The organism is Pseudoalteromonas sp. Scap25, from assembly GCF_013394125.1.
In the GTDB taxonomy this organism is placed as follows: domain Bacteria; phylum Pseudomonadota; class Gammaproteobacteria; order Enterobacterales; family Alteromonadaceae; genus Pseudoalteromonas.
The window spans coordinates 2,160,612-2,184,582 of record NZ_CP041327.1; the positions used below are offsets into that span (position 1 = coordinate 2,160,612).

Annotated in this window: 24 protein-coding genes and 8 tRNA genes; 20 read left to right on the plus strand and 12 right to left on the minus strand. The window is 40.4% G+C overall.

What is annotated here, in order from left to right:
* Positions 1-101 precede the first annotated feature (101 nt).
* From kdsA to hemA, 8 genes are all read right to left on the minus strand, one after another.
* Positions 102-956: a 3-deoxy-8-phosphooctulonate synthase gene (gene kdsA / locus FLM54_RS09965; RefSeq protein WP_054202475.1), complete on the minus strand. Its 855-nt coding sequence runs from the start codon at positions 954-956 to the stop codon at positions 102-104.
* 9 nt (positions 957-965) lie between these two features.
* Entirely contained in the window at positions 966-2,219 is a 1,254-nt protein-coding gene (locus FLM54_RS09970) for a DUF819 domain-containing protein (RefSeq protein ID WP_178956293.1), read from the minus strand.
* Positions 2,220-2,239: 20 nt separating this feature from the next.
* Positions 2,240-3,067 carry a tetratricopeptide repeat protein gene (locus FLM54_RS09975; RefSeq protein ID WP_178956294.1) on the minus strand — a complete coding sequence of 276 codons (828 nt, stop codon included), beginning with the start codon at positions 3,065-3,067 and terminating at the stop codon, positions 2,240-2,242.
* Positions 3,068-3,196: 129 nt separating this feature from the next.
* Positions 3,197-3,571 carry a SirB2 family protein gene (locus FLM54_RS09980; RefSeq protein WP_054202473.1) on the minus strand — a complete coding sequence of 125 codons (375 nt, stop codon included), beginning with the start codon at positions 3,569-3,571 and terminating at the stop codon, positions 3,197-3,199.
* A gap of 18 nt (positions 3,572-3,589) precedes the next feature.
* Complete coding sequence (locus tag FLM54_RS09985) at positions 3,590-5,143, minus strand: DUF3369 domain-containing protein (RefSeq protein WP_178956864.1); 1,554 nt, start codon at positions 5,141-5,143, stop codon at positions 3,590-3,592.
* Positions 5,144-5,198: 55 nt separating this feature from the next.
* The gene (gene prmC / locus FLM54_RS09990) at positions 5,199-6,038 is read right to left on the minus strand and encodes a peptide chain release factor N(5)-glutamine methyltransferase (RefSeq protein WP_178956295.1); all 840 of its coding nucleotides are present in this window, start codon (positions 6,036-6,038) and stop codon (positions 5,199-5,201) included.
* A gap of 2 nt (positions 6,039-6,040) precedes the next feature.
* A complete protein-coding gene (gene prfA / locus FLM54_RS09995) occupies positions 6,041-7,126 on the minus strand; it encodes a peptide chain release factor 1 (protein WP_178956296.1) in 1,086 nt (361 codons plus the stop codon).
* Positions 7,127-7,133: 7 nt separating this feature from the next.
* Entirely contained in the window at positions 7,134-8,390 is a 1,257-nt protein-coding gene (gene hemA, locus FLM54_RS10000) for a glutamyl-tRNA reductase (protein ID WP_175610046.1), read from the minus strand.
* Between the two features lie 83 nt (positions 8,391-8,473).
* Here hemA and lolB point away from each other — a divergent pair, with 83 nt between their 5' ends.
* From lolB to FLM54_RS10075, 15 genes are all read left to right on the plus strand, one after another.
* Positions 8,474-9,061: a lipoprotein insertase outer membrane protein LolB gene (gene lolB, locus FLM54_RS10005; RefSeq protein ID WP_138608924.1), complete on the plus strand. Its 588-nt coding sequence runs from the start codon at positions 8,474-8,476 to the stop codon at positions 9,059-9,061.
* Positions 9,062-9,063: 2 nt separating this feature from the next.
* On the plus strand, positions 9,064-9,921 hold the full coding sequence (ispE, locus tag FLM54_RS10010) for a 4-(cytidine 5'-diphospho)-2-C-methyl-D-erythritol kinase (RefSeq protein WP_054202471.1): 858 nt from the start codon (positions 9,064-9,066) through the stop codon (positions 9,919-9,921).
* An 86-nt stretch (positions 9,922-10,007) separates the two neighbouring features.
* Positions 10,008-10,955: a ribose-phosphate pyrophosphokinase gene (locus tag FLM54_RS10015; RefSeq protein WP_008115168.1), complete on the plus strand. Its 948-nt coding sequence runs from the start codon at positions 10,008-10,010 to the stop codon at positions 10,953-10,955.
* 149 nt (positions 10,956-11,104) lie between these two features.
* Positions 11,105-11,719 (plus strand): 50S ribosomal protein L25/general stress protein Ctc, encoded by a 615-nt coding sequence (locus tag FLM54_RS10020; protein ID WP_010388341.1) that lies wholly within the window; start codon positions 11,105-11,107, stop codon positions 11,717-11,719.
* 18 nt (positions 11,720-11,737) lie between these two features.
* Positions 11,738-12,322 (plus strand): aminoacyl-tRNA hydrolase, encoded by a 585-nt coding sequence (gene pth, locus FLM54_RS10025; RefSeq protein ID WP_008115166.1) that lies wholly within the window; start codon positions 11,738-11,740, stop codon positions 12,320-12,322.
* Between the two features lie 55 nt (positions 12,323-12,377).
* Entirely contained in the window at positions 12,378-13,469 is a 1,092-nt protein-coding gene (gene ychF / locus FLM54_RS10030) for a redox-regulated ATPase YchF (RefSeq protein ID WP_008115165.1), read from the plus strand.
* A 320-nt stretch (positions 13,470-13,789) separates the two neighbouring features.
* Positions 13,790-13,866: transfer RNA gene (locus FLM54_RS10035), tRNA-Met, on the plus strand.
* 69 nt (positions 13,867-13,935) lie between these two features.
* Positions 13,936-14,020 (plus strand) — tRNA-Leu (locus FLM54_RS10040).
* A gap of 39 nt (positions 14,021-14,059) precedes the next feature.
* Positions 14,060-14,134: transfer RNA gene (locus FLM54_RS10045), tRNA-Gln, on the plus strand.
* 5 nt (positions 14,135-14,139) lie between these two features.
* A tRNA-Met gene (locus FLM54_RS10050) sits at positions 14,140-14,216 on the plus strand.
* Between the two features lie 175 nt (positions 14,217-14,391).
* Positions 14,392-14,476: transfer RNA gene (locus FLM54_RS10055), tRNA-Leu, on the plus strand.
* Between the two features lie 41 nt (positions 14,477-14,517).
* Positions 14,518-14,592: transfer RNA gene (locus tag FLM54_RS10060), tRNA-Gln, on the plus strand.
* Between the two features lie 64 nt (positions 14,593-14,656).
* A tRNA-Leu gene (locus FLM54_RS10065) sits at positions 14,657-14,741 on the plus strand.
* 39 nt (positions 14,742-14,780) lie between these two features.
* Positions 14,781-14,855, plus strand: a tRNA-Gln gene (locus FLM54_RS10070).
* A gap of 350 nt (positions 14,856-15,205) precedes the next feature.
* On the plus strand, positions 15,206-15,601 hold the full coding sequence (locus FLM54_RS10075) for a hypothetical protein (RefSeq protein ID WP_178956297.1): 396 nt from the start codon (positions 15,206-15,208) through the stop codon (positions 15,599-15,601).
* A 75-nt stretch (positions 15,602-15,676) separates the two neighbouring features.
* Here the strand turns inward: FLM54_RS10075 and FLM54_RS10080 are convergent, their stop codons facing one another.
* Positions 15,677-16,858 (minus strand): FAD-dependent monooxygenase, encoded by a 1,182-nt coding sequence (locus FLM54_RS10080; protein ID WP_178956298.1) that lies wholly within the window; start codon positions 16,856-16,858, stop codon positions 15,677-15,679.
* Between the two features lie 257 nt (positions 16,859-17,115).
* On the opposite strand from FLM54_RS10080, the gene miaB reads away from it, so the two are divergent.
* Genes miaB through lnt form a run of 5 tightly spaced genes read left to right on the plus strand, consistent with a single transcriptional unit; the run spans position 17,116 to position 22,575 of the window.
* Positions 17,116-18,561, plus strand: coding sequence for a tRNA (N6-isopentenyl adenosine(37)-C2)-methylthiotransferase MiaB (gene miaB, locus FLM54_RS10085; RefSeq protein WP_010388336.1), 1,446 nt, complete (start codon positions 17,116-17,118; stop codon positions 18,559-18,561).
* 54 nt (positions 18,562-18,615) lie between these two features.
* Complete coding sequence (locus FLM54_RS10090) at positions 18,616-19,674, plus strand: PhoH family protein (protein WP_075169576.1); 1,059 nt, start codon at positions 18,616-18,618, stop codon at positions 19,672-19,674.
* Positions 19,675-19,678: 4 nt separating this feature from the next.
* Complete coding sequence (ybeY, locus tag FLM54_RS10095; RefSeq protein WP_010388332.1) at positions 19,679-20,137, plus strand: rRNA maturation RNase YbeY; 459 nt, start codon at positions 19,679-19,681, stop codon at positions 20,135-20,137.
* A 22-nt stretch (positions 20,138-20,159) separates the two neighbouring features.
* Entirely contained in the window at positions 20,160-21,044 is an 885-nt protein-coding gene (corC, locus tag FLM54_RS10100; protein WP_010388331.1) for a CNNM family magnesium/cobalt transport protein CorC, read from the plus strand.
* A complete protein-coding gene (gene lnt, locus FLM54_RS10105) occupies positions 21,025-22,575 on the plus strand; it encodes an apolipoprotein N-acyltransferase (RefSeq protein ID WP_178956299.1) in 1,551 nt (516 codons plus the stop codon). Before corC ends, lnt begins: the two co-directional genes overlap by 20 nt.
* A gap of 76 nt (positions 22,576-22,651) precedes the next feature.
* On the opposite strand, the gene FLM54_RS10110 is transcribed toward lnt, so the two are convergent.
* From FLM54_RS10110 to FLM54_RS18875, 3 genes are read right to left on the minus strand one after another with little or no spacing between them, the layout of a single operon-like run.
* A complete protein-coding gene (locus FLM54_RS10110) occupies positions 22,652-22,996 on the minus strand; it encodes a 2OG-Fe(II) oxygenase (RefSeq protein ID WP_178956300.1) in 345 nt (114 codons plus the stop codon).
* Positions 22,997-23,029: 33 nt separating this feature from the next.
* Positions 23,030-23,482, minus strand: coding sequence for an ATPase (locus FLM54_RS10115; protein WP_178956301.1), 453 nt, complete (start codon positions 23,480-23,482; stop codon positions 23,030-23,032).
* Between the two features lie 17 nt (positions 23,483-23,499).
* Positions 23,500-23,784, minus strand: a complete 285-nt coding sequence (locus FLM54_RS18875) for a hypothetical protein (protein WP_232735511.1) — start codon at positions 23,782-23,784, stop codon at positions 23,500-23,502.
* Between the last annotated feature and the right edge of the window lie 187 nt (positions 23,785-23,971).

Below are 23,971 nucleotides of genomic sequence, written 5' to 3' on the forward strand. Positions count from 1 at the left end.
GTTTTTCTTATGCGGTGAATTATATACCTATGCTGGGAAAGAGTATATTCAAGCCACAAAAAAAGCGACCTAAGTCGCTTTTTAATGAGTTAATCACTTTTTTATAAATCGCTAGCACTGGTATCAAGCGGAGCAAAGCTTTTGATTAAATCATCAACCGCTTTCATTTGCGATAAGTACCCTTCTAATTTACTCAGTGCTAATGCACAAGGGCCATCACATTTTGCTTCATTTGGATTTGGGTGTGCTTCAATAAATAAGCCTGCAATACCCAGTGCCATGCCACTACGAGCCAGTTCTGCTGCTTGAGCACGACGACCATCGGCTGAATCAGCTCGACCGCCAGGACGTTGTAGCGCATGAGTAGCGTCAAATATAACGGGCGCCATGGTTTTCATGTCATCCATGCCCAGCATATCAACCACTAGGTTGTTATAACCAAAGCTTGAACCACGTTCACACAAGGCCACATTATTATTGCCCGCTTCATTAAATTTAGTAATGATATGACGCATTTCATGTGGGGCTAAAAACTGTGGCTTTTTCACATTAATAATCGCGCCTGTTTTTGCCATTGCAACCACTAAGTCTGTTTGACGAGCCAAAAATGCCGGTAGCTGAATAACATCAACAACCTCAGCAACCGGTGCTGCTTGATGAGGTTCGTGCACATCGGTGATCAGCGGAATATTAAAGGTATTTTTAATCTCTTCAAATATCTTTAAGCCTTCTTCCATGCCTGGACCACGGTAAGAATTGATTGACGAGCGATTGGCTTTATCAAATGACGCCTTAAATACATAAGGAATATTTAATTTAGTGGTCACTTCAACATAATGCTCGGCAATACGCATCGCTAAATCACGTGATTCCAGTACGTTCATGCCACCAAATAAAACGAAAGGTTTATCATTTGCCAGTTCTATTTGATTAATATTTATAACTTGGTTGTTCATTTTAATTCCTTATGGTGCAACTGCTTGCATCATTAATCCACAAATATACGCCATATATGTACCTACACCATAGCCTAGTACCGCTAATAAAACGCCTACCGGTGCCAGTGATGGATGAAACGCAGCGGCGACAACAGGGGCCGAGGCCGCGCCACCAACATTGGCCTGTGAGCCAACAGCCATGTAAAATAATGGCGCTTTAATTAGTTTAGCAACAATCAGCATTAAGCTGGCATGAGTTAGCATCCAAATAGCACCAAGCACAAAATACATCGGTGAATCAAAAATCGCCATCACATTCATATGCAGGCCAATTGATGCTACTAAAATATATAAAAATGCTGATGCCACTTTAGACGAGCCAAAGGCTTCGATATGACGCACTTTAGTGAACGATAAACTAATGCCAATCGTGGTCGATATAACAATAAGCCAAAAGAACTTACTATTTAAGCTGTATTCTTTTGCCCATGCATAGTTATTGGCAAAGAACGGTCCTAAAATATCAGCACAAAAATGTGCTAAACCAGTAATACCAAAGGCAATAGCAATAATCATCATGTAATCATTCAGCGTTGGCATACGGGCATGCTCTGCATGGTATTTTTCAACACGCTGTTTTAAATCTTCAATCGCAGTGGTATCGGCCCCCGCTTTGGCATCAATCGCTTTATGGTTAGCCGCCATTAATAATAATACCGCCATCCATAAATTAGCCACAATTACATCAACAGTGACCATAGCAGAAAAAATATCACCGCCAACTTCAAACATTTCTTTCATAGACGCTTGGTTTGCGCCGCCGCCAATCCAGCTGCCAGCAATAGTTGTCATACCGCGCCAAACCGCATCTGGGCCATGTCCACCCACTGCTTCAGGGTAGACGGCACTCATGATTAAAATAGCTAATGGGCCACCAATCACAATACCAGCGGTTCCTGTTAAGAACATAATTAATGCTTTAGGACCTAGGTTAATAATCGCTCTTAAATCAATGCTAATGGTTAATAAAATTAAACACGCAGGTAATAAATACCGCGAGGCAACGTAATACACACTCGATTGCGAGCCATCAACAATACCAAAGGTATTTAGCAACGATGGTAAAAAATAACACAGCAATAATGCAGGCACATATTTGTAAAATGCGACCAGCCCTGGGCGCTGACTTGACGAGGTTTTAAAAATAAAGCCTAAAATAATCGCTAGTAAGCCAAGTACAACAGCATCATTGGTGATTAAGGCAGTTTGGGGATCAGCCATAACGTTTCCTATTTTTATTTTTAATGGTGGGTCTTATGATTATCTTCAAGTTCTTCGATTTGATGTTGGATGACTTCAATAGCAGGGTCGTCGGGACACTCATCAACAAAAAATTGTAAATCATCTCGTGCCATTTTAGGGCAGCCTAGCTGATTTAGTAAATAGCCTCTGTCGCGTCGCTCATAGGGATCATCCCCTAGCATTTCCATTAACAAATCAACGCAAGTTAACGCATGACCAAATTTGTTCTCACTAATAAAAGACCATTTTTGTTGCGCTAAAAATAATTTATATACTTCGTCTTCAAAAATAAGCTCAAGAGGCTCTTGCTCTTGTGCATTATCTTCGTTGGTATTTTCAGGAATGATATACCAGCTTTGTTGACCACTACTTGGCTCAACAATGTACCCTTCATCATCGCTCATTGCGACGTGAATGCCCACTTCGCCTTGAGTTATGCTTACACTAGCATCAAGTTTTGCATGCTGTAAAAAATGGCATAACAAAATAGCTAAGGTCGTGGGTGTACCACTGCGCATAGATAAGGTGTAGCTAATACTGTTTAGCTTGTACTCAGGTACTTTAAGGCTTGACGCACTAAATAACCACTGACTGTAAAAGCAATCAAGTAGTTGTTCTAAACGATCATGTGCATCGCGTGTTTGCGAACAAATAGTCTCTATTTGTTGCTCAAACTCAGTCAATATTTCAAGACTTGGTGTTAAGTCTATTTGAGGGTCCCATTTAGCTTCTGCTTTAATACAACGATATATTGCCGGTGGCAAAAAATCATCGTAGGCATCTTCTATATAAGATTCATCGTGTTCATCAAACCCGAGGGTGGTCATTCATACTACAACATTCTAGAAAACGAACACGTAGTTTACCTAATTTTAAGGTTAGATACCAATAATCAGAAATGAAATAAAGAGGCAAGCTTTACACCATAGGTGTAAAGCTTAAGCAAATATTGTTAATTACAACAATAGCGGGGCTTTAGCAGTTGCTAAAAAGCCAATAGCTAAGATAACCGCAGTGTTAAACACTAAAAACATAACTTTAGGTAATGTTGTGGTTTGCTTGGCACTAATAATCCCAACGGCGATATAAATAACCACCAGCACAATTTTTTCTAATAGCCAAAGTTGCTCTAGTGGGTTTATTTTAGCCATGGCCATTAAAGTAATAGCCGAAATAATTAGTAAGGTATCTATACTGTGGCTACCAATGAAAACCACTTTATTTTTAGCAAGGCTGCCACTGCCCATGCGAGAAAAAGAACGTACATAAAATAAAATAATACTCACTAGCGCAATCGCCATGTGCGTATGTTTTAATGCTAAATAATCCATGTTTATTTTTACTTCTGTTTAGTTATGTGTTTTATCAGGAAAGCGTAAAATTACCGCTTCAAGTTCTTCAAGTTTATCATTGAATACATCAACAAGTTTAGGATCAAAATGCGTACCTTTGTTTGCATTGATCTCAGCAACGGCTTCTTCAAGTGTCCACGCACCTTTATAACACCGTTTATGACGCAGTGCATCATACACATCGGCCAATGCCACTATGCGAGCAAAAATATCGATACTCTCGCCTTTTAAGCCGCAAGGGTAACCAGACCCATCCCATTTTTCGTGATGTTGCTGTGCAATTAAGGCCCCTGCACTGACTATTTTACGCGGTGAATCTTTTAAAATGGCGTAGCCTTTGCCTGCATGGGTTTTCATAACTTCCCACTCATCACTGTTTAATTTACCGGGTTTATTTAAAATAGCATCCGGAATACCTATTTTACCCACATCATGTAAAGGCGATGCAAAACGAATTAAATTCGCTTGTTCTTCAGATAATCCATATCCTATTGCTAACTCATAACAAATATAAGCAACCCGCTTTACGTGATTACCCGTCTCGCATGAGCGTTGTTCAACCGCTTCACTTAAACGATAAACAAGTTCTTGTTGGGTAGCTTCAACTTCAGTATGTAATTGTACATTTTCAAATGCCAACTGCACATTTTGAGAAAAAATTTCAATTAGATTTCGTTGCGTATCTGTCAGTTTCGATGGCACACCGGATACAAATAACATCGAATTATGATTAAATTTACTACTACAATAAGCAAACAAATAGTCATCTTTATAAACAATTGCTTTGTTGGCTAGGGCTTCTTGGCACGCTAAGAGTTGATCTGCTGCTAATACTGTTTCTAGCTCTTCTCCTTCGCGCTTAGCAAAGTCACCGGTGCCAGAGCAAACAATCAGTTTTTTATTTAATTCCTCTGACGGATTTTGCGCTACTAAGGTAGTGGCATACATAGCTTCGTCGGCCACATTAAGCAAGGAGGTTAGCTGCTGCATCACTCCTTCAATAAAATTATCCATTGAATGAGTTGCAAAAATATTGCGAGAAGCAGTGATTATTTTTTCTAGGCCTTCACGTGACTGCTCAATAGAAATAATATCGCGATACGAACGAAGGCTAGCCATCATAACGGTGAATAGTTTTTGTGCGGTGAGTTCTGTTTTAGATTTGTAGTCATTTATGTCGTAATTGACAATGACTTGACGCTCCGGCGCTTGACCTGGTTGCCCTGTACGTAAAATGATACGAATGTAATTATTTTTAACGGTATCGCGTATGTACTTCGCGACTTGCAAACCAGCGTCGTCTGTTTCCATTACAACATCGAGTAGGATGATGGCTGCATCTGGGTGCTCATCAATTAACTTTTTTGCCTCTGCGCCTGAATATGCGCTTATAAATTCCAACCGTTTATCTTGGAACTTAAAGTCACTTAAAGCTAAACGTGTAACAGCATGAACCTCAGGCTCATCATCAACTATTAAAACTTTCCATGTCCCTTGCTCTTCACATGCTACTTCAGGTGGTTGTTCATTTGAAAATAAAAAATCTTCCATCACATAGAATTCCTTAAACCATATGCAAACAAACAACGGAGCTATTAAAAATAATTTAAGGCCATTGTCCGAACGTTACGCGGTCATTATTACCAAGATCTTTCACTGTGCTTACATTTATAAACGCCATTTGATTGAAAATATGACGTACAGCTGCACTTTGCTCAAATCCGTGTTCAATTAAAAGATAGCCATTAGAATGTAAATAGTCACGTGATTGTGTAATTATTTGTTTAATATCAGCTAATCCTGCATCATCCGCAACTAATGCAGACAAAGGTTCAAAGCGAACATCGCCTTGATGCAAGTGTACATCGTCATGTTCTATATAGGGTGGATTGGTTACAATTAGATCAAATTTCTTGCTTTTTAACGCACTAAACCAGTTACTCTGCTCAACAGTCACATTATTAATAGCTAATCGCTGTTGGTTGCGCTTTGCCAACGCTACCGCATCATCAATACGATCAACAGCAATAATATCCCATGAGGGCATTTCGCTTCCAAGCGCCAATGCTATTGCCCCTGTGCCAGTGCCTAAATCAAGTACTTTCGCGTTTTTAGGCACTTCGCACTCAAGCGCAAGTTCAACTAAGGTTTCTGTATCAGGTCGAGGGATAAGTGTTGTTGGGTTCACTTCAAGCTGCAAACTCCAAAATTCACGACAGCCGGTAATATGCGAAACAGGTTCGCCTTGTAAGCGACGTTCACAGGCACGTTGAAATGCCTGATACTGCTCATCTGTGAGCTGTTTTTCAGGCCAAGTAAATAAATAACTTCGTGGCTTTTGTAAAATATTGAGCAGTAAAACTTGTGCATCTAACTTTGCGCTATCACTACTTGATGCTAATAAATTAGCACCTGTAGCAATAGCGTTTTCAACAGAAGGGGTCACGATTAATCGTCGCCCATTGCAGCAAGTAAATCGGCTTGATGCTCTTGCATTAGTGGCTCAACAACGGCGCCTAAATCACCTGCTACCACTTCATTAAGACGATAAAGCGTTAAGTTAATACGGTGATCGGTAATACGACCTTGTGGATAGTTGTATGTACGAATACGCTCAGAACGATCGCCGCTACCAACTAAGTTACGACGTTCTGATGCTTCAGCAGCATGACGCTTTTCATCTTCAGCTTGCTGAAGGCGCGCAGCCAATACCGACATCGCTTTAGCACGGTTTTTATGCTGAGAGCGCTCATCTTGACACTCAACCACCACACCCGTAGGTAAATGGGTAATACGAATGGCAGAGTCGGTTTTATTTACGTGCTGACCACCCGCTCCCGACGCTCTAAAAGTATCAACTTTAATATCGGCAGTATTGATTTCGATGGCTTCTGCTTCTGGTACTTCAGCCATAACAGCTACAGTACATGCTGAGGTATGTACACGGCCTTGAGACTCAGTTTCAGGGACACGTTGTACACGGTGAACGCCTGATTCAAATTTTAATTGTCCGTAAACACCTTCACCGCTGATGTTAGCAATTACTTCCTTATAACCACCGTGCTCACCTTCGTTGGTGGTAACAACTTCTACTTTCCATTTTTTTGTTTCTGCGTAACGGCTGTACATTCTGAATAAGTCGCCAGCAAAAATAGCCGCTTCATCGCCCCCTGTTCCTGCACGAACCTCTAAAAACACGTTATTATTGTCTTTTGGATCTTTAGGTAACATTAAAACTTGAATGTCGTCTTCTAAAGTCGAAATCTGTGCTTTTGCTTCTTTATATTCTTCTTGTGCCATTTCGCGCATTTCAGGGTCTGAATCTTTAAGCATTTCTTCAGAGCTGCTCAAGTCTTCTTGTGCTTGCTGGTAAGCTAAAAATGTTTTTACCACCTCTTCAAGCTCAGAGTATTCTTTTGAAAGAGCACGAAAGCGGTTTTGATCACTAATGACCGATGGGTCACTTAGTAACGCTTGTACTTCTTCATAGCGCTCAACTAAGGTTTCTAATTTACGATAAACGGACTCTTTCATTTAACTGTTATTCCTGATCTATACCTAACATTTTTTTTAATTGATTTAGCTGAGCCACTTCACCTTTTTTCGCTGCATCTTGGATGGCACGGGTAGGCGCGTGCATTAAGCGATTGGTTAACTTATTGGCTAGCTCTAAAATTACTTTTTCTGCATTTTTACCTGTATTTAGCTGGCTAAGGGCCCTATCTACAAGTTCTGCTTTTGTAGTTTGTACATCATTACGGTAGTGGCGAATTAAATCCACTGAATCAAGTGAACGCAGCCACATAAAAAACTCTTTGGTGCGCTCACTAATAATAATTTGTGCTTGTTCTGCCGCTTGCTCACGTGCAGCCATGTTTTCGCTAACAATGGCTTGTAAGTCATCAACAGAATATAAATAAGCGTCGTCAAGCTCTCCGACTTGGCTTTCAATATCGCGTGGTACAGCAATATCTATAAATAGCATAGGCTTATAACGACGTTGTTTCAGTGCTTGTTCCACCACCCCTTTACCAATAATAGGTAAAGTACTGGCAGTGGAGCTAATAACAATATCGGCTTGGTGTAATCGTTCTGGTAATTGTGCCAAGGCAATAACATCTGCTGACACTTCATCCGCTAAGCCGCGAGCGCGTTCTATTGTTCTATTAGCTACCGTTATTTTTTGTGGCTCATTTTGGTATAAATGTTTTGCTACCAGCTCAATGGTTTCACCAGCACCAATTAATAGCACCTTGGTTTTGTCTAATTTGCCATAAATATGCTTTGCAAGATTAACCGCAGCAAACGCAACCGAGACTGCACTCGCACCAATGTTAGTTTCGGTGCGTACTTCTTTTGCCACTGAAAAGGTTTTTTGAAACAAACGATCAAAAGTTACACCCACCGCATCGTGGGTTTTAGCACTGTTATACGCTTGCTTTATTTGCCCTAAAATCTGTGGTTCACCTAATACCAGCGAATCAAGCCCGCAGGCTACACGCATTAAATGGTTTATTGCTGCGCTGTCTTCATAACAGTAGATGTTTTTACTCAGTTCATGTTCATCTAAACCATGGAAACTGGCTAACCATTGCAACAATGTTTGGGAATTTTGTTGCGCAAGGCTACAATACACTTCAGTGCGATTACAGGTAGATACAATAACCGCTTCATTAAAGTCGGCATGACCACTTAATTGCTGTAGCGCCTCTGAAATTTGCTCAGGCGAAAAGGCCACTTTTTCTCGTAAATCTACGGATGCGGTTTTGTGATTAATACCAAGTGCTATTATGGTCATATCTGCCAAATATTGCTGAGCCCTACTTCATAGGCGGCAATTTTATCAAAAATCTCAGGAATATGGAAAGTAAGGAACAACATTTGACTCGACAATATTTTATTTTAACCCTGTTAATTATTTTTTTAACGGGCTGTGCCAATAAAAACAACTACAATACAAAAACTTACGAAGACTGGAAGTTACGTCTTAGTACACAAAAAACTTGGCAGGTGGAAGGTAAATTAGCGTTTATTAGCCCTGATGAGCGCCAATCTGCTAACTTAAATTGGCAACAAACACAAAATAGTAATCATTTAGTGTTAACCACATTTATTGGCACCCGAATTTTATCGCTCAAACAAACCGCAGTGGGGGCTGAATTAATATTTGATGATCAACAGTTTTTTGATACTAATGCGAGTAAACTTTTACAACGCTTAACGGGGTTTACTTTACCGGTAAATAACGCCGGTCAGTGGTTAAAAGCCACTATTGACGATCAAACCTTAGAAGTCGATCAATTAGGCCGTGCTAAAAGCGTGTTATGGTTTGATGACGCTGGCAAAAAATGGCAAATAAACTACACCAGTTACATACAAAAACACGGTTTTTGGTTACCTAACGCGCTAACCTTAACCCATCAAAAGATTAAAATTAAAATCAAACTCTACGATTGGCAGTTTAACTAATTATGAATACTCCCTTTGAACTTTCGCTGATTGCGCCGGCGAAGCTAAATTTATTTTTACATATTAATGGTCGCCGTGATGATGGCTATCATGAATTAGAAACCCTGTTTACATTTTTAAACTATGGCGACGAGCTCCATTTTACGCTTACTAATGATAAAAATATTAGTATTAGCGGTGACACTCATGGCATTGCACTAACTGACAACTTAATTTATAAAGCAGCTTTATTATTGCAAACTCAGTGTAAAGTGAATTTAGGTGCAAAAATAAATTTAACTAAACGTTTGCCTATGGGCGGAGGTGTTGGTGGTGGTTCATCCGATGCCGCAACAACACTTTTAGCGCTGAATACACTGTGGAATACCGCTCTTACACTAGATGAACTTGCAGATTTAGGCTTGAAGCTCGGTGCAGACGTACCTGTATTCATTAAAGGTAAAAGCGCCATAGCACATGGCATTGGCGAGCAATTAGAGTATGTTAAATTGCCACAAAAATGGTACTGCGTTGTTTTTCCAAACCAGCATGTCAGTACTGCACAAATATTTACTCACCCCGATTTAAAACGTGACACGCCTAAACTTTCAGGTGACTGGCAACAACAGGTTTTAACTAACGATTGTGAGCCTTTAGTGAAAAAGCTGTGTCCCGAGGTTGAAAAAACCCTGCAGTGGTTGCTAAAATACGCCCCATCAAAGATGACCGGAACAGGTTCATGTTGTTTTGTTGAATTTGCTAGTCAAGTTCAAGCACAAGATGTACTTGCTAACCTCCCCCATACTTGGCAGGGGTTTATCGCATCAAGCGTTAATACTTCTCCTGCTCACACGGAGTTAGCCGCCATCATTGATAAATGAAGTAACGTACAAGTAATCATAAGTTAACCTACTTTGTTCATTCAATGTAAGTTAGTCCAAAAATTCAGTGCCTGAGGAACCCTACCGTGCCTGACATGAAGCTCTTCGCTGGTAACGCAACACCTGACCTAGCTCAAAAAGTTGCAAAACGTTTATATATTGAATTAGGCGATGCTGTTGTTGGCCGTTTTAGTGACGGTGAGATCAGTGTTCAAATTAATGAAAATGTTCGTGGCTCGGATGTTTTTATCTTACAATCAACCTGTGCCCCTACTAACGATAACCTAATGGAACTTATCGTTATGGTTGATGCGCTACGCCGTGCATCTGCCGGTCGTATCACTGCTGTTATTCCTTATTTTGGTTATGCTCGTCAAGATCGTCGTGTACGTTCTGCGCGTGTGCCAATTACAGCTAAAGTGGTTGCGGATTTCTTATCAAGTGTAGGTGTTGACCGCGTTCTTACGGTTGATTTACATGCTGAGCAAATCCAAGGCTTCTTCGATGTACCAGTAGATAACGTATTTGGCAGCCCGGTATTATTAGAAGATATGAAAAACCGCGACTTTGATGACGTGGTTGTTGTATCACCTGATATTGGTGGTGTTGTACGTGCCCGTGCAATTGCAAAACTATTAAACGATACTGACCTAGCTATTATTGATAAACGTCGCCCTCAAGCTAACGTTTCTCAAGTAATGCATATTATTGGTGACGTTGAAGGTCGTGATTGTATTATTGTTGATGACATGATTGATACCGGTGGTACATTGTGTAAAGCAGCTGAAGCTCTTAAAGAGCATGGTGCTAAACGCGTATTTGCTTACGCTACTCACCCTATTCTTTCTGGTACAGCTGCAGAAAACTTACGTAACTCTGTGATTGATGAAGTGATTGTAACTGACTCAATTCCACTGTCTGACGAACTAAAAGCGCTTGATATTGTTAAAGTATTAACACTTGCAGATATGTTAGCAGAGACTATTCGTCGCATTAGCAACGAAGAATCTATCTCGGCAATGTTTGAACATTAAAGTTAAACATTAATGAGTATAAAAGCGCCTTTTGGCGCTTTTTTTGTAGGTGATGTTTATTTTATAAACCCGCAGTGGTATGATAGCGCGCCTTTTGGCTAGGGACCTTGGTCGCAAAGGCCCTAACACTTTTAATTATTGGAGACATCATGTCTAACACAACTTATACTTATGACGCTGAACTTCGCGTAGAAACTGGTACTGGTGCGAGCCGCCGCCTACGTCGCGAAGACAAAGTGCCGGCAATCCTTTATGGAGCTGATAAAGAAGCTTTATCGCTTACTTTTGAACATAAAGATATGATCAAAGCACAAGAAGACGAAGGCTTTTACACTCACATCCTTACATTAAATGTAGGTGGCGAGAAAGTTGAAGCTATCTTAAAAGATATCCAACGTCACCCTTTCAAGCCTAAGCTTACTCACCTTGATTTCCAACGTGTAGACGCAACTCACAAACTAGTAACTAAGGTTCCTTTACACTTCATCGGTGAAGATAAAGTAACTAAGTTAGGTGCAACTGTTGTTCACCAGTTAACTGAAGTTGAGATTTCTTGTCTTCCTAAGTCACTTCCAGAATTCATCGAAGTAGACGTATCTGATCTTGTAGCTGGTGATTCAATCCACCTTACAGATCTTGCGTTTCCTAAAGGTGTTCAATCTGTTGAGCTTGGTAAAGGCGAAGGCCACGATCAGTCTATCGTTACTATCAAAGCTAACAAAGCAGCTCCAACTGAAGACGACGCTTCAGACGCTGCAGAATAATATTTAAGGTCTCGCACCTTGAATTCTATTCAAATGCTTGTGGGCCTGGCTAATCCAGGCCCCGAATACGCAAATACACGCCACAACGCAGGTGCTTGGTTCATTCAAGAACTCGCTGCACGCTACAACTGCACGCTAAAACACGACCCTAAATATCACGGCCTTACTGGCAAAGTGATTATTCAAGGCAAAGAATTCAAATTACTGATCCCCACCACTTACATGAACTTAAGTGGCAAAGCGGTGAGTAGTTTAGCCAATTTTTTTAAAATCCCAGTGGAAGACATACTTGTCGCCCATGATGAATTGGATTTAGACCCGGGCGTTGCCAAATTGAAAAAAGGCGGCGGACATGGCGGTCATAATGGCTTAAAAGACATTATTGCAAAAATGGCAAATCAAAAAGACTTTATGCGCTTACGCATAGGTGTTGGTCATCCAGGACATCGTGAAATGGTCACCGGTTGGGTGCTTGGAAAAGCAGCCAAGGAAGATCAGGAAAAAATGGATGCCGCGGTTGATGAAGCAGTTCGTTGTATGGAAATACTTGCTAAAGACGGTGTGTTAAAAGCACAAAACAGACTACATTCGTTTAAACCCTAGTTTTTAAGGGTATACGTACACACGTTTTAAACGAATCTAAACAAGGTATCTTACTATGGGTTTTAAATGTGGCATCGTTGGCTTGCCTAATGTTGGTAAATCAACACTTTTCAATGCATTGACTAAAGCGGGTATTGAAGCCGCTAACTTTCCTTTTTGTACCATTGAACCTAATACAGGTGTGGTACCGGTGCCAGATCCTCGCCTAGACGAACTTGCTAAAATTGTTAACCCACAACGTATTCTTACAACAAGTATGGAATTTGTGGATATTGCAGGTTTAGTTAAAGGTGCATCGAAAGGTGAAGGCCTAGGCAATCAGTTTTTAGCAAATATTCGTGAAACTGATGCGATTGGCCATGTAGTTCGCTGTTTTGAAGATGAAAACGTTATTCACGTAGCGGGGACTATTGACCCTGCGGACGACATTGACGTGATCAACACTGAGCTTGTACTTGCTGATATGGACAGTGCTGATAAAGCAATTTTCCGTAATGCAAAAAAAGCAAAAGGCGGTGATAAAGACGCAAAAGAGCAAAATGCAGTACTTGAAAAAGTAAAAGTGCATCTTGATGAAGGCTTAACTTTACGTTCTTTAGCACTAACAAAAGAAGAAAAAGCAGCAATTGCACCTATTAACTTCTTAACCATCAAGCCAACGATGTATATTGCAAACGTAGCAGAAGATGGATTTGAAAATAACCCACTACTTGATCGTGTGCGTGAAATAGCTGCCGCTGAAGATGCGGTTGTTGTACCAGTGTGTGCTGCCATCGAGTCTGAGCTTTCTGAGCTTGAAGATGAAGACAAGTTAGAGTTTATGGCTGACCTTGGTCTTGAAGAGCCAGGGCTTAACCTTGTTATTCGTGGCGGTTATGAATTATTGCACTTACAAACCTACTTTACTGCGGGTGTAAAAGAAGTGCGCGCATGGACTATCCCTGTGGGTGCAACAGCGCCACAAGCTGCAGGAAAAATCCATACCGACTTTGAACGTGGTTTTATCCGTGCACAAACAATTGCTTTTGATGACTTTATTGCATGTAAAGGCGAAAGCGGTGCAAAAGAAGCAGGTAAAATGCGTCAAGAAGGTAAAGAATACATTGTTAAAGATGGCGATGTAATGAACTTCTTGTTCAACGTATAATTAAACACTGCACCACCTTGAGTGGCTAATTGTTTTGAAAGGCTCGTTTTTACGAGCCTTTTTACTTTTCAGCCGAATAAAAACAATAATTAGCTACTTTTATCATAAGCTCAGAATTGTAAAACAAAGCTATAATTACAATGCCACGCTGATAAAGAGTGTTAAAAAAGCAACGTTTTAATTAAAAAGTAGCCGGTTAGCCTATTTTTCCTGCAAACAAACCAACTTAAGTGTTTTTTTGCAAAAAAGGTGTTGACGAATTTGGGGCATATCAGCATAATACGCCCCGCACTCAGCGATGAAGTGCTAACAAAAAAGATGGCTAAGTAGCTCAGCTGGTTAGAGCACATCACTCATAATGATGGGGTCACAGGTTCAAATCCCGTCTTAGCCACCATTTATTTTTTGTTGCTCAATGAAGAGTTTAAAATAACTACCATTTCTTTGATTAATTCAAAGTAATAATGCGGGAGTGGCGGAATTGGTAGACGCGCTGGATTTAGGTTCCAGTATCTTAGGATGTGAGAGTTCAAGTCTCTCCTTCCGCACCATATTCTTGATATGAATTAAAACTATCAATTGTTTATTGTTGGGATATCGCCAAGCGGTAAGGCACCAGGTTTTGATCCTGGCATTCCCAGGTTCAAATCCTGGTATCCCAGCCAACAATGGCTAAGTAGCTCAGCTGGTTAGAGCACATCACTCATAATGATGGGGTCACAGGTTCAAATCCCGTCTTAGCCACCATTTCTTTTTTAGAAGTGGCTCTGCAAGAGTTAAATTGCAACTCAATGAAGAGTTTAAAATAACTACCATTTCTTTGATTAATTCAAAGTGATAATACAGGAGTTGCGGAATTGGCGGTTGTCTTGAATTAGACGCTGGATTTAGGTTCCAAAACAGTATTACCTGTATACTCGATGCGGGAGTGGCGGAATTGGTAGACGCGCTGGATTTAGGTTCCAGTATCTTAGGATGTGAGAGTTCAAGTCTCTCCTTCCGCACCATATTCTTTGATAAGAATTAAAATTATCAGCAATTTCTTAGTTGGGATATCGCCAAGCGGTAAGGCACCAGGTTTTGATCCTGGCATTCCCAGGTTCAAATCCTGGTATCCCAGCCAACTTCTTCTACCAAAGAACGTTGTATAAGAAAACTCTGTTAAGAGTCTAAATATAAACTTGTATGCGGGAGTGGCGGAATTGGTAGACGCGCTGGATTTAGGTTCCAGTATCTTAGGATGTGAGAGTTCAAGTCTCTCCTTCCGCACCATGTTCTTAACTAGAACTAAAACTTATCCAAATTTAGAGTTGGGATATCGCCAAGCGGTAAGGCACCAGGTTTTGATCCTGGCATTCCCAGGTTCAAATCCTGGTATCCCAGCCAATTTGCACACATCTTTGATTACACCTCCACACTAGATTAAAAATAATTTATCATTACTTCTACTTTTATTATCCAATACAACATTTTTAAGCAAAGAAATTGTCGACAGCAAAGCAAAAATCTCGCTAACTCCAAATAAAAAACTTTTAATGCTTAAAGAGCCTAACTTACCCGCTCAAAATGATTAATTATTATTACGTATTGATATTAGTCACTCAGATAAAAGCAATTAGACCCAATTTAGGTATTTATGTAAAACATGTTAATGAAAGGTTGACAGGTGTACCTTTTATGGTAATGTTTGTTTTGCTCAAATAAAGAGCTATATAAACTTAATAAGGATAGTTATCATGAAAAAAATATATTTAATCATTGCTTTGTTTTCGGGTCTTTTTTCAGCAAATGTACTTGCAAACTCAGTGTCGTGTTATGTAGACACAATGGCTTACGACAATTACTCACAAAACATGTGCTTTGGCGGTGAAAGTAACCCTAATTTTCACCCGAAAATAGCATTTAAGGTTAATACCTCTAAAGCTGTTTCTAATGTTGTTTGGGTTTTTGATGGTACATATGACCGTTCAGCCAGTTGTGATGGAACAACATGTATAGTTGACGTTTATAAAGTCGAAAGTTCAATGACAGCATGTGTTGATAAAATCTACTACACTGACTTTACATGGGAAGATGTTAATTGGTGCGCAAGCGCTGAATATATGTACTCTCGTTCAGGTATGTGGAACTAAATTTATCTCCGTTTACAAGTGCCACATAAGCGGCACTTGTTATTATTATAAGAATCTAGATTTATGTAAGCGAATTTAATCTAACTTGCCACTAATCGCGTATTTCAGCACCCAATTTTTTACCTTCCCTGTATTATTAGCTAACTTTAAAAATGTGCTGCGCGCCCATTTTAATGGGGCTATTTGATTTGAGAAACCAAAGTAGCAAGCATCCATCATACTCATCATTAACAAATTAGCGTTACGACGACTACGCTCGTATTCTTTGAGCATTAGCGGGCACCCTACATCATCAGCTGTACGCAACACTTCAGCTAAAGCAGCTACATCTTGAAAGCCTAAATTAACACCCTGTCCTGCCAGAGGATTAATGGTGTGCGCCGCATCACCCACTAAAACGAGTCTGCCTTGTGAATAATTATTGGCATGCTGCCTTGCCAAAGGAAATATAGCATGGCTTTGTACTTCAAAATCACCTGCAAGCTTTGGAAACTTTTCAATAATATGAGCCTTTAATTCGCTAGGTTGTAGGGCTTTAAATGCTTTGAGGGTTTTTGCATCGTCATACCAAATTAAATTTGCATAAGGTGCTTTCATAGGTAAAAACGCAACAGGCCCTGTAGGTGTAAACTGCTGCCATGTTTTAACTTGTTGCGGAGCATCGAGCTTTATTAGCACGCCCATACAATGCTGCTGATATTGCCAACCAGTTATACCAATATTGGCTTTGCTACGTAATTGTGATTGCCCACCATCCGCTGCAATGACTAAATCAGCAGTATAGCTTTGTTCGTTGTAGTGCAAGCTAATGCTATCAGGGTTTTGCTCTATTGCTGTTAAAGCCGACAAAGGATTAATCATTTCAATATTATGTTGCTCAAATTGCTGCCATAAACTGGCTTGAATTAGCTTATTCTCAATTAAATGACCTAAATGGGTGGTGTTAATAGCATGACAATCAAATAATAAATGATCGTTACCTCGTTCAAAGGTCTCTAATTGTTCATAGGGAGCCAATCTATTTGCTCTCAGTAATGGCATCGCACCGAGCTGATCAAGCAGTTTTTCCGAAAAGCGATTAATAGCCGAAACGCGTATATCAACGTCATCACTGTTAAGTACCTGTGGTGCATCTATTGGATGTTTTTCAATAACACGTACGACTTTGCCTTGTTGCGCTAATTTAATAGCCATAGCGGCACCAACCATGCCGCCCCCTACTACAATTACATTATTTTTAGCCATGTTTTTCATCATTTTAATTCTGACTTAACTCTGCTTAGATTGTATCGTAATTAGTTTGCTCAGTGTGAGCGCTTCGCTTAATTCTATTATTAAACCCATACTATATTGATTTCAGATCACAAACATGAAATCTATACTTGGTTTTGAGCGTGTATCCAGCTAAAATACGCGTCCTTTAAGTCGAGCGAAATTTTAATAATTCCGCCACTTATACCTGTTTCTAGCACATATTTGTGCCACTATCGAATTGAACACGAGGCTATATTTCAATGAGCAAAAAGCTGCATATTAAAACCTGGGGTTGTCAGATGAACGAATACGACTCTCAGAAAATGGCTGATCTTCTAGATGCTACCAACGGCTATCAGCTAACTGAAGAAGCTGCTGATGCTGATGTTATCTTACTTAATACCTGTTCAATTCGTGAAAAAGCGCAAGAAAAAGTATTTCACCAACTAGGTCGTTGGAAGTTATTAAAAGATGACAAACCAGACCTTATTATTGGTGTAGGCGGCTGTGTTGCATCACAAGAAGGTGATTCAATTCGCCAACGTGCTCCGTTTGTAGATGTTATTTTTGGTCCACAAACTTTGCACCGTTTACCTGAGATGATTAAACAAGTACAAGGCGATAAAGGTTCATCTGTAGTTGATATTTCATTCCCTGAGATTGAAAAATTTGACCGCTTACCTGAGCCTAAAGCGGAAGGTCCTTCTGCGTTTGTATCAATTATGGAAGGTTGTTCTAAATACTGTACTTTCTGTGTTGTGCCTTACACCCGTGGTGAAGAAGTAAGCCGCCCTGTTGATGATGTATTATTAGAAGTTGCACAGTTAGCCGAGCAAGGCGTACGTGAAGTTAACCTATTAGGTCAAAACGTAAATGCGTACCGTGGTGATACACACGATGGTGAAATTTGCTATTTCTCAGATCTAATTCGTTTAGTGGCTGCAATTGACGGGATTGACCGTATTCGTTACACCACCTCACACCCTGTAGAGTTTACACCAGACATTATTGATGCGTATGCTGATGTGCCTGAGCTGGTTGATCACTTACACCTTCCAGTACAAAGTGGTTCAGACCGTGTTTTAAATTTAATGAAACGCGGCCATACTGCTCTTGAGTACAAATCAACAATTCGTAAGCTACGTAAAATTCGCCCTAACCTAAGCATGTCGTCAGATTTCATCATAGGTTTCCCAGGTGAAAGCAAGGCCGATTTTGAAGCCACCATGAACCTTATCAACGATATTGGTTTTGATATGAGCTTTAGCTTTATTTACAGCGCACGCCCAGGTACACCAGCAGCCGATTTGCCAGATGACGTAACCGAGCAAGAGAAAAAAGAGCGCCTGTACTTATTGCAAAACCGTATTACGCAAATGGCACAGCAAATTAGCCGCCAAATGTTTGATACTGAGCAACGTATTTTAGTTGAAGGTCCTTCTAAGAAGAACCCGATGGAACTACGTGGCCGAACTGAAAATAACCGTGTAGTTAACTTTGTTGGCCCACACACAGTGATCGGTCAGTTTGTTGATGTACGTATTACCGAGGCGTTACCAAACTCTTTACGTGGCGATTTAATTCGTACAGAATCAGAAATGAACTTACGCCGCGAAATTGCGCCTTCTGCTATTTTAACCAAAGCAGCGAGTGAGCAAAAAACCGAGACAGCTAACGAAATTGGCGTTGCTACTTTCGTACCTTAGTTGCAAAAATTCATTGCGCCAGTTAACTCTGGCGCACTGTAATAGGAAGTAATTTTGAGTAATCAGTTAAAAACATTAGAGATTTATTTAGAACCTGCCGACAACAAACGCCTTTCTTCATTATGTGGCCCGTTTGACGAAAACATCAAACAAATTGAACGCCGTCTGGGTGTTGAAATTATTCATCGTGATAACTTTTTTAAAGTAACCGGTAAACTACACAGTAGCGCCGGCGCGGTAGAGATCTTAAAAAACCTTTATATTGATACTCAACCTGTACGTGGGGAAATTGGCGAAATTGAGCCTGACAACGTACATTTAGCCATCACTGAGTCTAAAGCGCTTGAGCAAGATGTTGCACACAGTGCTTATGGCAAAGAAATGATGATTAAAACCCGTCGTGGCGTTATTAAACCACGAAACGATAACCAAGGCTTGTATGTTGCTAATATTTTGCACCACGACATTACCTTTGGTATTGGCCCTGCAGGTACAGGTAAAACCTATCTTGCAGTTGCAGCGGCAGTTGATGCACTAGAGCGCCAAGAAATACGCCGTATATTGCTCACTCGCCCTGCGGTTGAAGCGGGTGAAAAACTCGGCTTTTTACCGGGTGACTTAAGCCAAAAAATAGACCCTTACTTACGCCCACTTTACGATGCCTTATTTGAAATGCTTGGCTTTGAGCGTGTTGAAAAACTGATTGAAAAAAACATCATTGAAATTGCGCCATTGGCTTACATGCGTGGGCGCACACTTAATGATGCGTTTATTATTTTAGATGAAAGCCAAAATACCACCACAGAGCAAATGAAAATGTTCTTAACCCGTATTGGTTTTAATTCTAAAGCAGTGATCACCGGCGATATAACCCAAGTTGATTTACCTCGGGGTGCGCGCTCTGGTCTTCGCCATGCTATTGAAGTATTGGATGGCGTTGATGAAATTAGCTTTAACTTTTTCAAATCGCACGATGTGGTACGCCACCCTGTAGTAGCCCGCATTGTAGAAGCGTATGAGCGCAACGATGAGCGTGAACGCCTTAAGCGGTTAGAGAAACAACAAGCCAAAGAAGCGCTCGCCGCTCAAGAGCAACCTGCTACCAAAGGGTAATACCGTGAAAACAGAACTTGATTTACAAATAGCGTGTGAGTTTGACAACTTACCCAGCCTTGAGCAGTTTGCCATGTGGGCCGATAAAGTGCTTAGCCAATATCGTGATGAGTCTGAGCTGACCATTGTTATCAGCGATGAGGAACAGTCGCAACAGCTCAATAATGACTACCGTGGTAAAAATAAGCCTACCAACGTATTATCATTTGAATTTGAAGCGCCACCGGGTATTGATATCCCACTTGTGGGCGACTTAATTATTTGTCCTGCCATTGTTTTGGCTGAGGCACAAGAGCAAGAAAAGTCATTTCATGACCACTTTGCTCATATGGTTATTCATGGATGCTTGCATTTACTTGGATTTGACCATATAAAGAGTGAAGACGCGTTAGAGATGGAAAGCATAGAAAAGCAATTACTTGCTGAACTAAACATAGCAGACCCATATCGGGACGATATTTAAATAAACGGAGCAATTAGACGTAATGAGCGACGATAACTCGCAATCTAGCCAGGGTTCTTCTGGCAAAACTTGGCTGGGTCGTATAACCCAGATGTTGCAAGGGGAACCCCAGAATAGAGAAGAGCTGGTTGAGGTAATTGCCGATGCCCAAGAGCGGGATGTAATCGATCCTGAAACCAAAGAAATGATTGAAGGTGTGCTTGGCGTGTCTGAGCTCAAAGTGCGAGATATTATGATCCCGCGCTCACAAATGGTCACTTTGGAAATTGATAGCCCGCTTGAAGAGCACATACCTATGATGGTTGACTCTACCCACTCTCGTTTTCCGGTAGTGTGTGAAGATAAAGACCATGTAGAAGGGATTTTACTCGCAAAAGACTTATTACCTCTCATTTTAAATAAAGATGAGCATTTACCATCGCTACGTGACTATTTGCGCCCTGCCATGGTAGTGCCTGAAAGTAAACGGGTGGATACCCTGCTTAATGAATTTCGTCAGCAACGCTACCATATGGCAATTGTGATAGACGAATACGGCGGTGTATCGGGTTTAGTAACCATTGAAGATATTCTTGAGATCATTGTTGGCGAAATCGAAGATGAGCACGATGAAGAAGAAGAACAACAAGATATTCGACAACTGGCTAAACATGTTTACGTTGTGCAAGCACTGACCCCTGTAGATGACTTTAACGAGCATTTTAAATCAGGCTATAGCTCGCAAGATGCCGACACTATTGGTGGTACCGTGTTACACGCCTTTGGCCATATGCCGAGCCGTGGCGAAACCATCGATATAGAGGGATTTCAGTTTAAAGTAACCAATTCTGATAATCGTCGTATATTGCAACTGCAAGTCACCATTCCTAAGGCTGATGATAACGACAGTGAAGAAACTGCTAACTAGTCTCACCCTACTAGCAAAAGATAAAAAAGCATGGCTCGCACTGGTTGCGGGCCTTGTTTTAACTTTTAGCTACGCGCCTTTTGGTATTTGGCCGATTGTATTTTTTAGCATAGGCTCGCTATTTTTTTGTATTCCTGCAAACCTCAATGGAAAAGTACATGCTAAAACAGCGGCTAAATATGGCTTTATATTTGGCCTAGGCTGGTTTGGTGCAGGTATAAGTTGGGTACATGTTTCTATCGCCACCTTTGGCGGTATGCCACTTATCGCCTCAATTGCATTAATGGCACTGCTTTGTAGCTACCTTGCGTTATTTCCTGCGCTGGCGCTGTGGGCAACCACTCGCTTTTCAAACGGCTCTATAAGTTTTGCAGCGCTATTACTCCCTTGTTTTGCTATTAGTGAATATTTGCGTGCCAACCTGTTAACTGGTTTTCCTTGGTTAAGCTTTGGTTATACACAAACCGATAGCCCTCTGAATGCCCTTGCTCCTTTAATTGGTGAATTTGGGCTCACGCTATTATGTATTGCCATTGGCTTTGCATTGTACAGCTTAGCGCAAAAACAATTTAAAATGCCTGTTGTTACCGCTGCTGTGGTTTTGCTTGCCTTCGCAGGCGCACACTTTACAAAGGTAACCCATTACTCCGATAAAGACCTTTCTGTGCTGCTTGTACAAGGTAATATAAAACAACACTTGCGCTTTGACCCCAGTGAGTTTTGGACCACCATGAGTAAGTATCAGGATATGACGCGCCGTCATTGGGATGCCGATTTAATCGTGTGGCCTGAAGCTGCAGTGCCTGAGATAGAAGCGCTTGCCGATTCGTATTTAGCAGGCTTAGACAGTGCCGCCTCATTCAATAAAACTGCATTAGTGACCGGTATTGTCGATTACCAACGAGACACTAAAACCATTTTCAATACGCTAATTGTGGTCGGTAACAAAGAGCAAAATGATGAACACGGCCACTATCGTTACTTAGACAGTAACCGCTATCAAAAACATCAATTACTGCCGATTGGTGAGTTTGTTCCCTTTGAAGACATACTACGCCCCATAGCTCCGTTATTTGATTTGCCTATGTCATCGTTCTCTCGCGGTGATAAAGTGCAAAATAACTTACGTGCGAATGGCTTTAACCTACTGCCTGCTATTTGCTACGAAATAGTATTTGCCGATCTAGTGCGGGGTAATTATAAAAGCGACTCAGACATATTATTTACGGTGAGTAATGATGCTTGGTTTGGTGACTCAATAGGCCCCCATCAGCATATGCAAATTGCCCGCATGCGCGCCCTTGAACTACAACGTCCACTAGTGCGTGTTACCAATAACGGCATAAGCGGTGTATACGACCCCATAAGCCAAACACGCCAAACTATGCCACAGTTTGAAGCTACCACACTCAAAGCCAATATAAAGCTCATACAAGGGGATAGCGTGTATAGCCAATACGGCAATGGGTTTGTATGGGGAGTTATATTGTTATTGGGTATGATTGGATTTGGGGCTAGGTTTAAGAAGTAAATTAGAGCTTTTAGCTATCAGCAACAGAAGATGATTTTTGTTGGGCTTAGCTTTGCAAAGCCCAACCTAAAAAAATTTAATTTTTAATCCAGCCTATGCTTAAAATATAACGACTGCCCTTTTCTATTTTTGATACTTGGTGCTGTTCTATATCAGGCCTGAACAGCTTAACTCGGTGGTAATTTATAATTGGGTTGTCACAAATAAACTCACCACCCTTGGCGGCATGTTTTAATATAATATTGAGCCTAAAGTGCCGACCAGTTTTAACGTTATCGATATGCGGTTTTATTTCACTCCCTTGTGGAAATTTAATCAAATAAACATCAAACTTAAAAGGAGCAAAAATACGACAGAGCAGCATCTTGTCGTAACCTGATCTTTGTCGCCCACGCTCCCAACTAAATAGCTTATTTAGCATCTACACTTAACTCTAAAAAAATTGAATACATGCCTAAAACCACTTAATTTTAAGCTTTGTCGAGTGAACTTTACTTGCTTGTGATCTAAATAAATTGCACTTAATGTCAACATAGCTAACTTCGCTAGGTTCTAAGAAGCTGTCTGTGCTTTTGCCTACACAATTACCAATAAACTTGCCACTTTCGTCAAATGTAGAAGCAATAACGGTTCCCGTATAAATGCTCTCGTTAGTAATATTTTTTAATTCAGCTGCGATTCTTACTTGACCATTTTCTTTGTATATTTCAGAAAGAGTTAGATTATAGTCATTGTTAAATTCATCACTTGTTTCTAATGCTTTACTAGAAACCATTGTTTTAAATCCACTGTCAACATCAGCGGCAATTGTCAGGGCGAATGCACTAATACCGCCAAGCATTGCTATTACAAACCCAACTCCCCAAAAAAAGCCTTTTATGCTCTCATTAAAATTATTACTTTTCATTTAATTCCCTTTGGTTTTTACCATTGTATTTCGTTAACAAGATAGCCAAAGTAACTTTTTTCACCGGCTAAATTTATTTTTTTGTTTTTAAGTGTTTGTAGCTCGTCCGTATCTAAGTACCATCTAAACGAATGCTCTTCACCAGTGGATAAATCAGCAATGTTTAATGTTATACATTGCTGCTGATCATTTATAATACATGTAGTTACATCAGTTAAAAAATATTCTTCAGACCACAGTTCGCCTAAATTATTTTCAGCATAATACATAATGGGAACTACGCTAAATTTCCACAGCGCCATATAGATCAAACAAGGGTACATTACTATCAAAAATCCTTTTACTAGCCTGCTACCTTTAAAAAAGTGACGAGTTATTAAATAATTAAAGTTGTGATCACACCTATACTTTTTAAATAATGTATATATTACTGCCATGGTTAATATAGGTAGCACTACTAGCTCTATAAAATGTAATCGCTCATTAGCA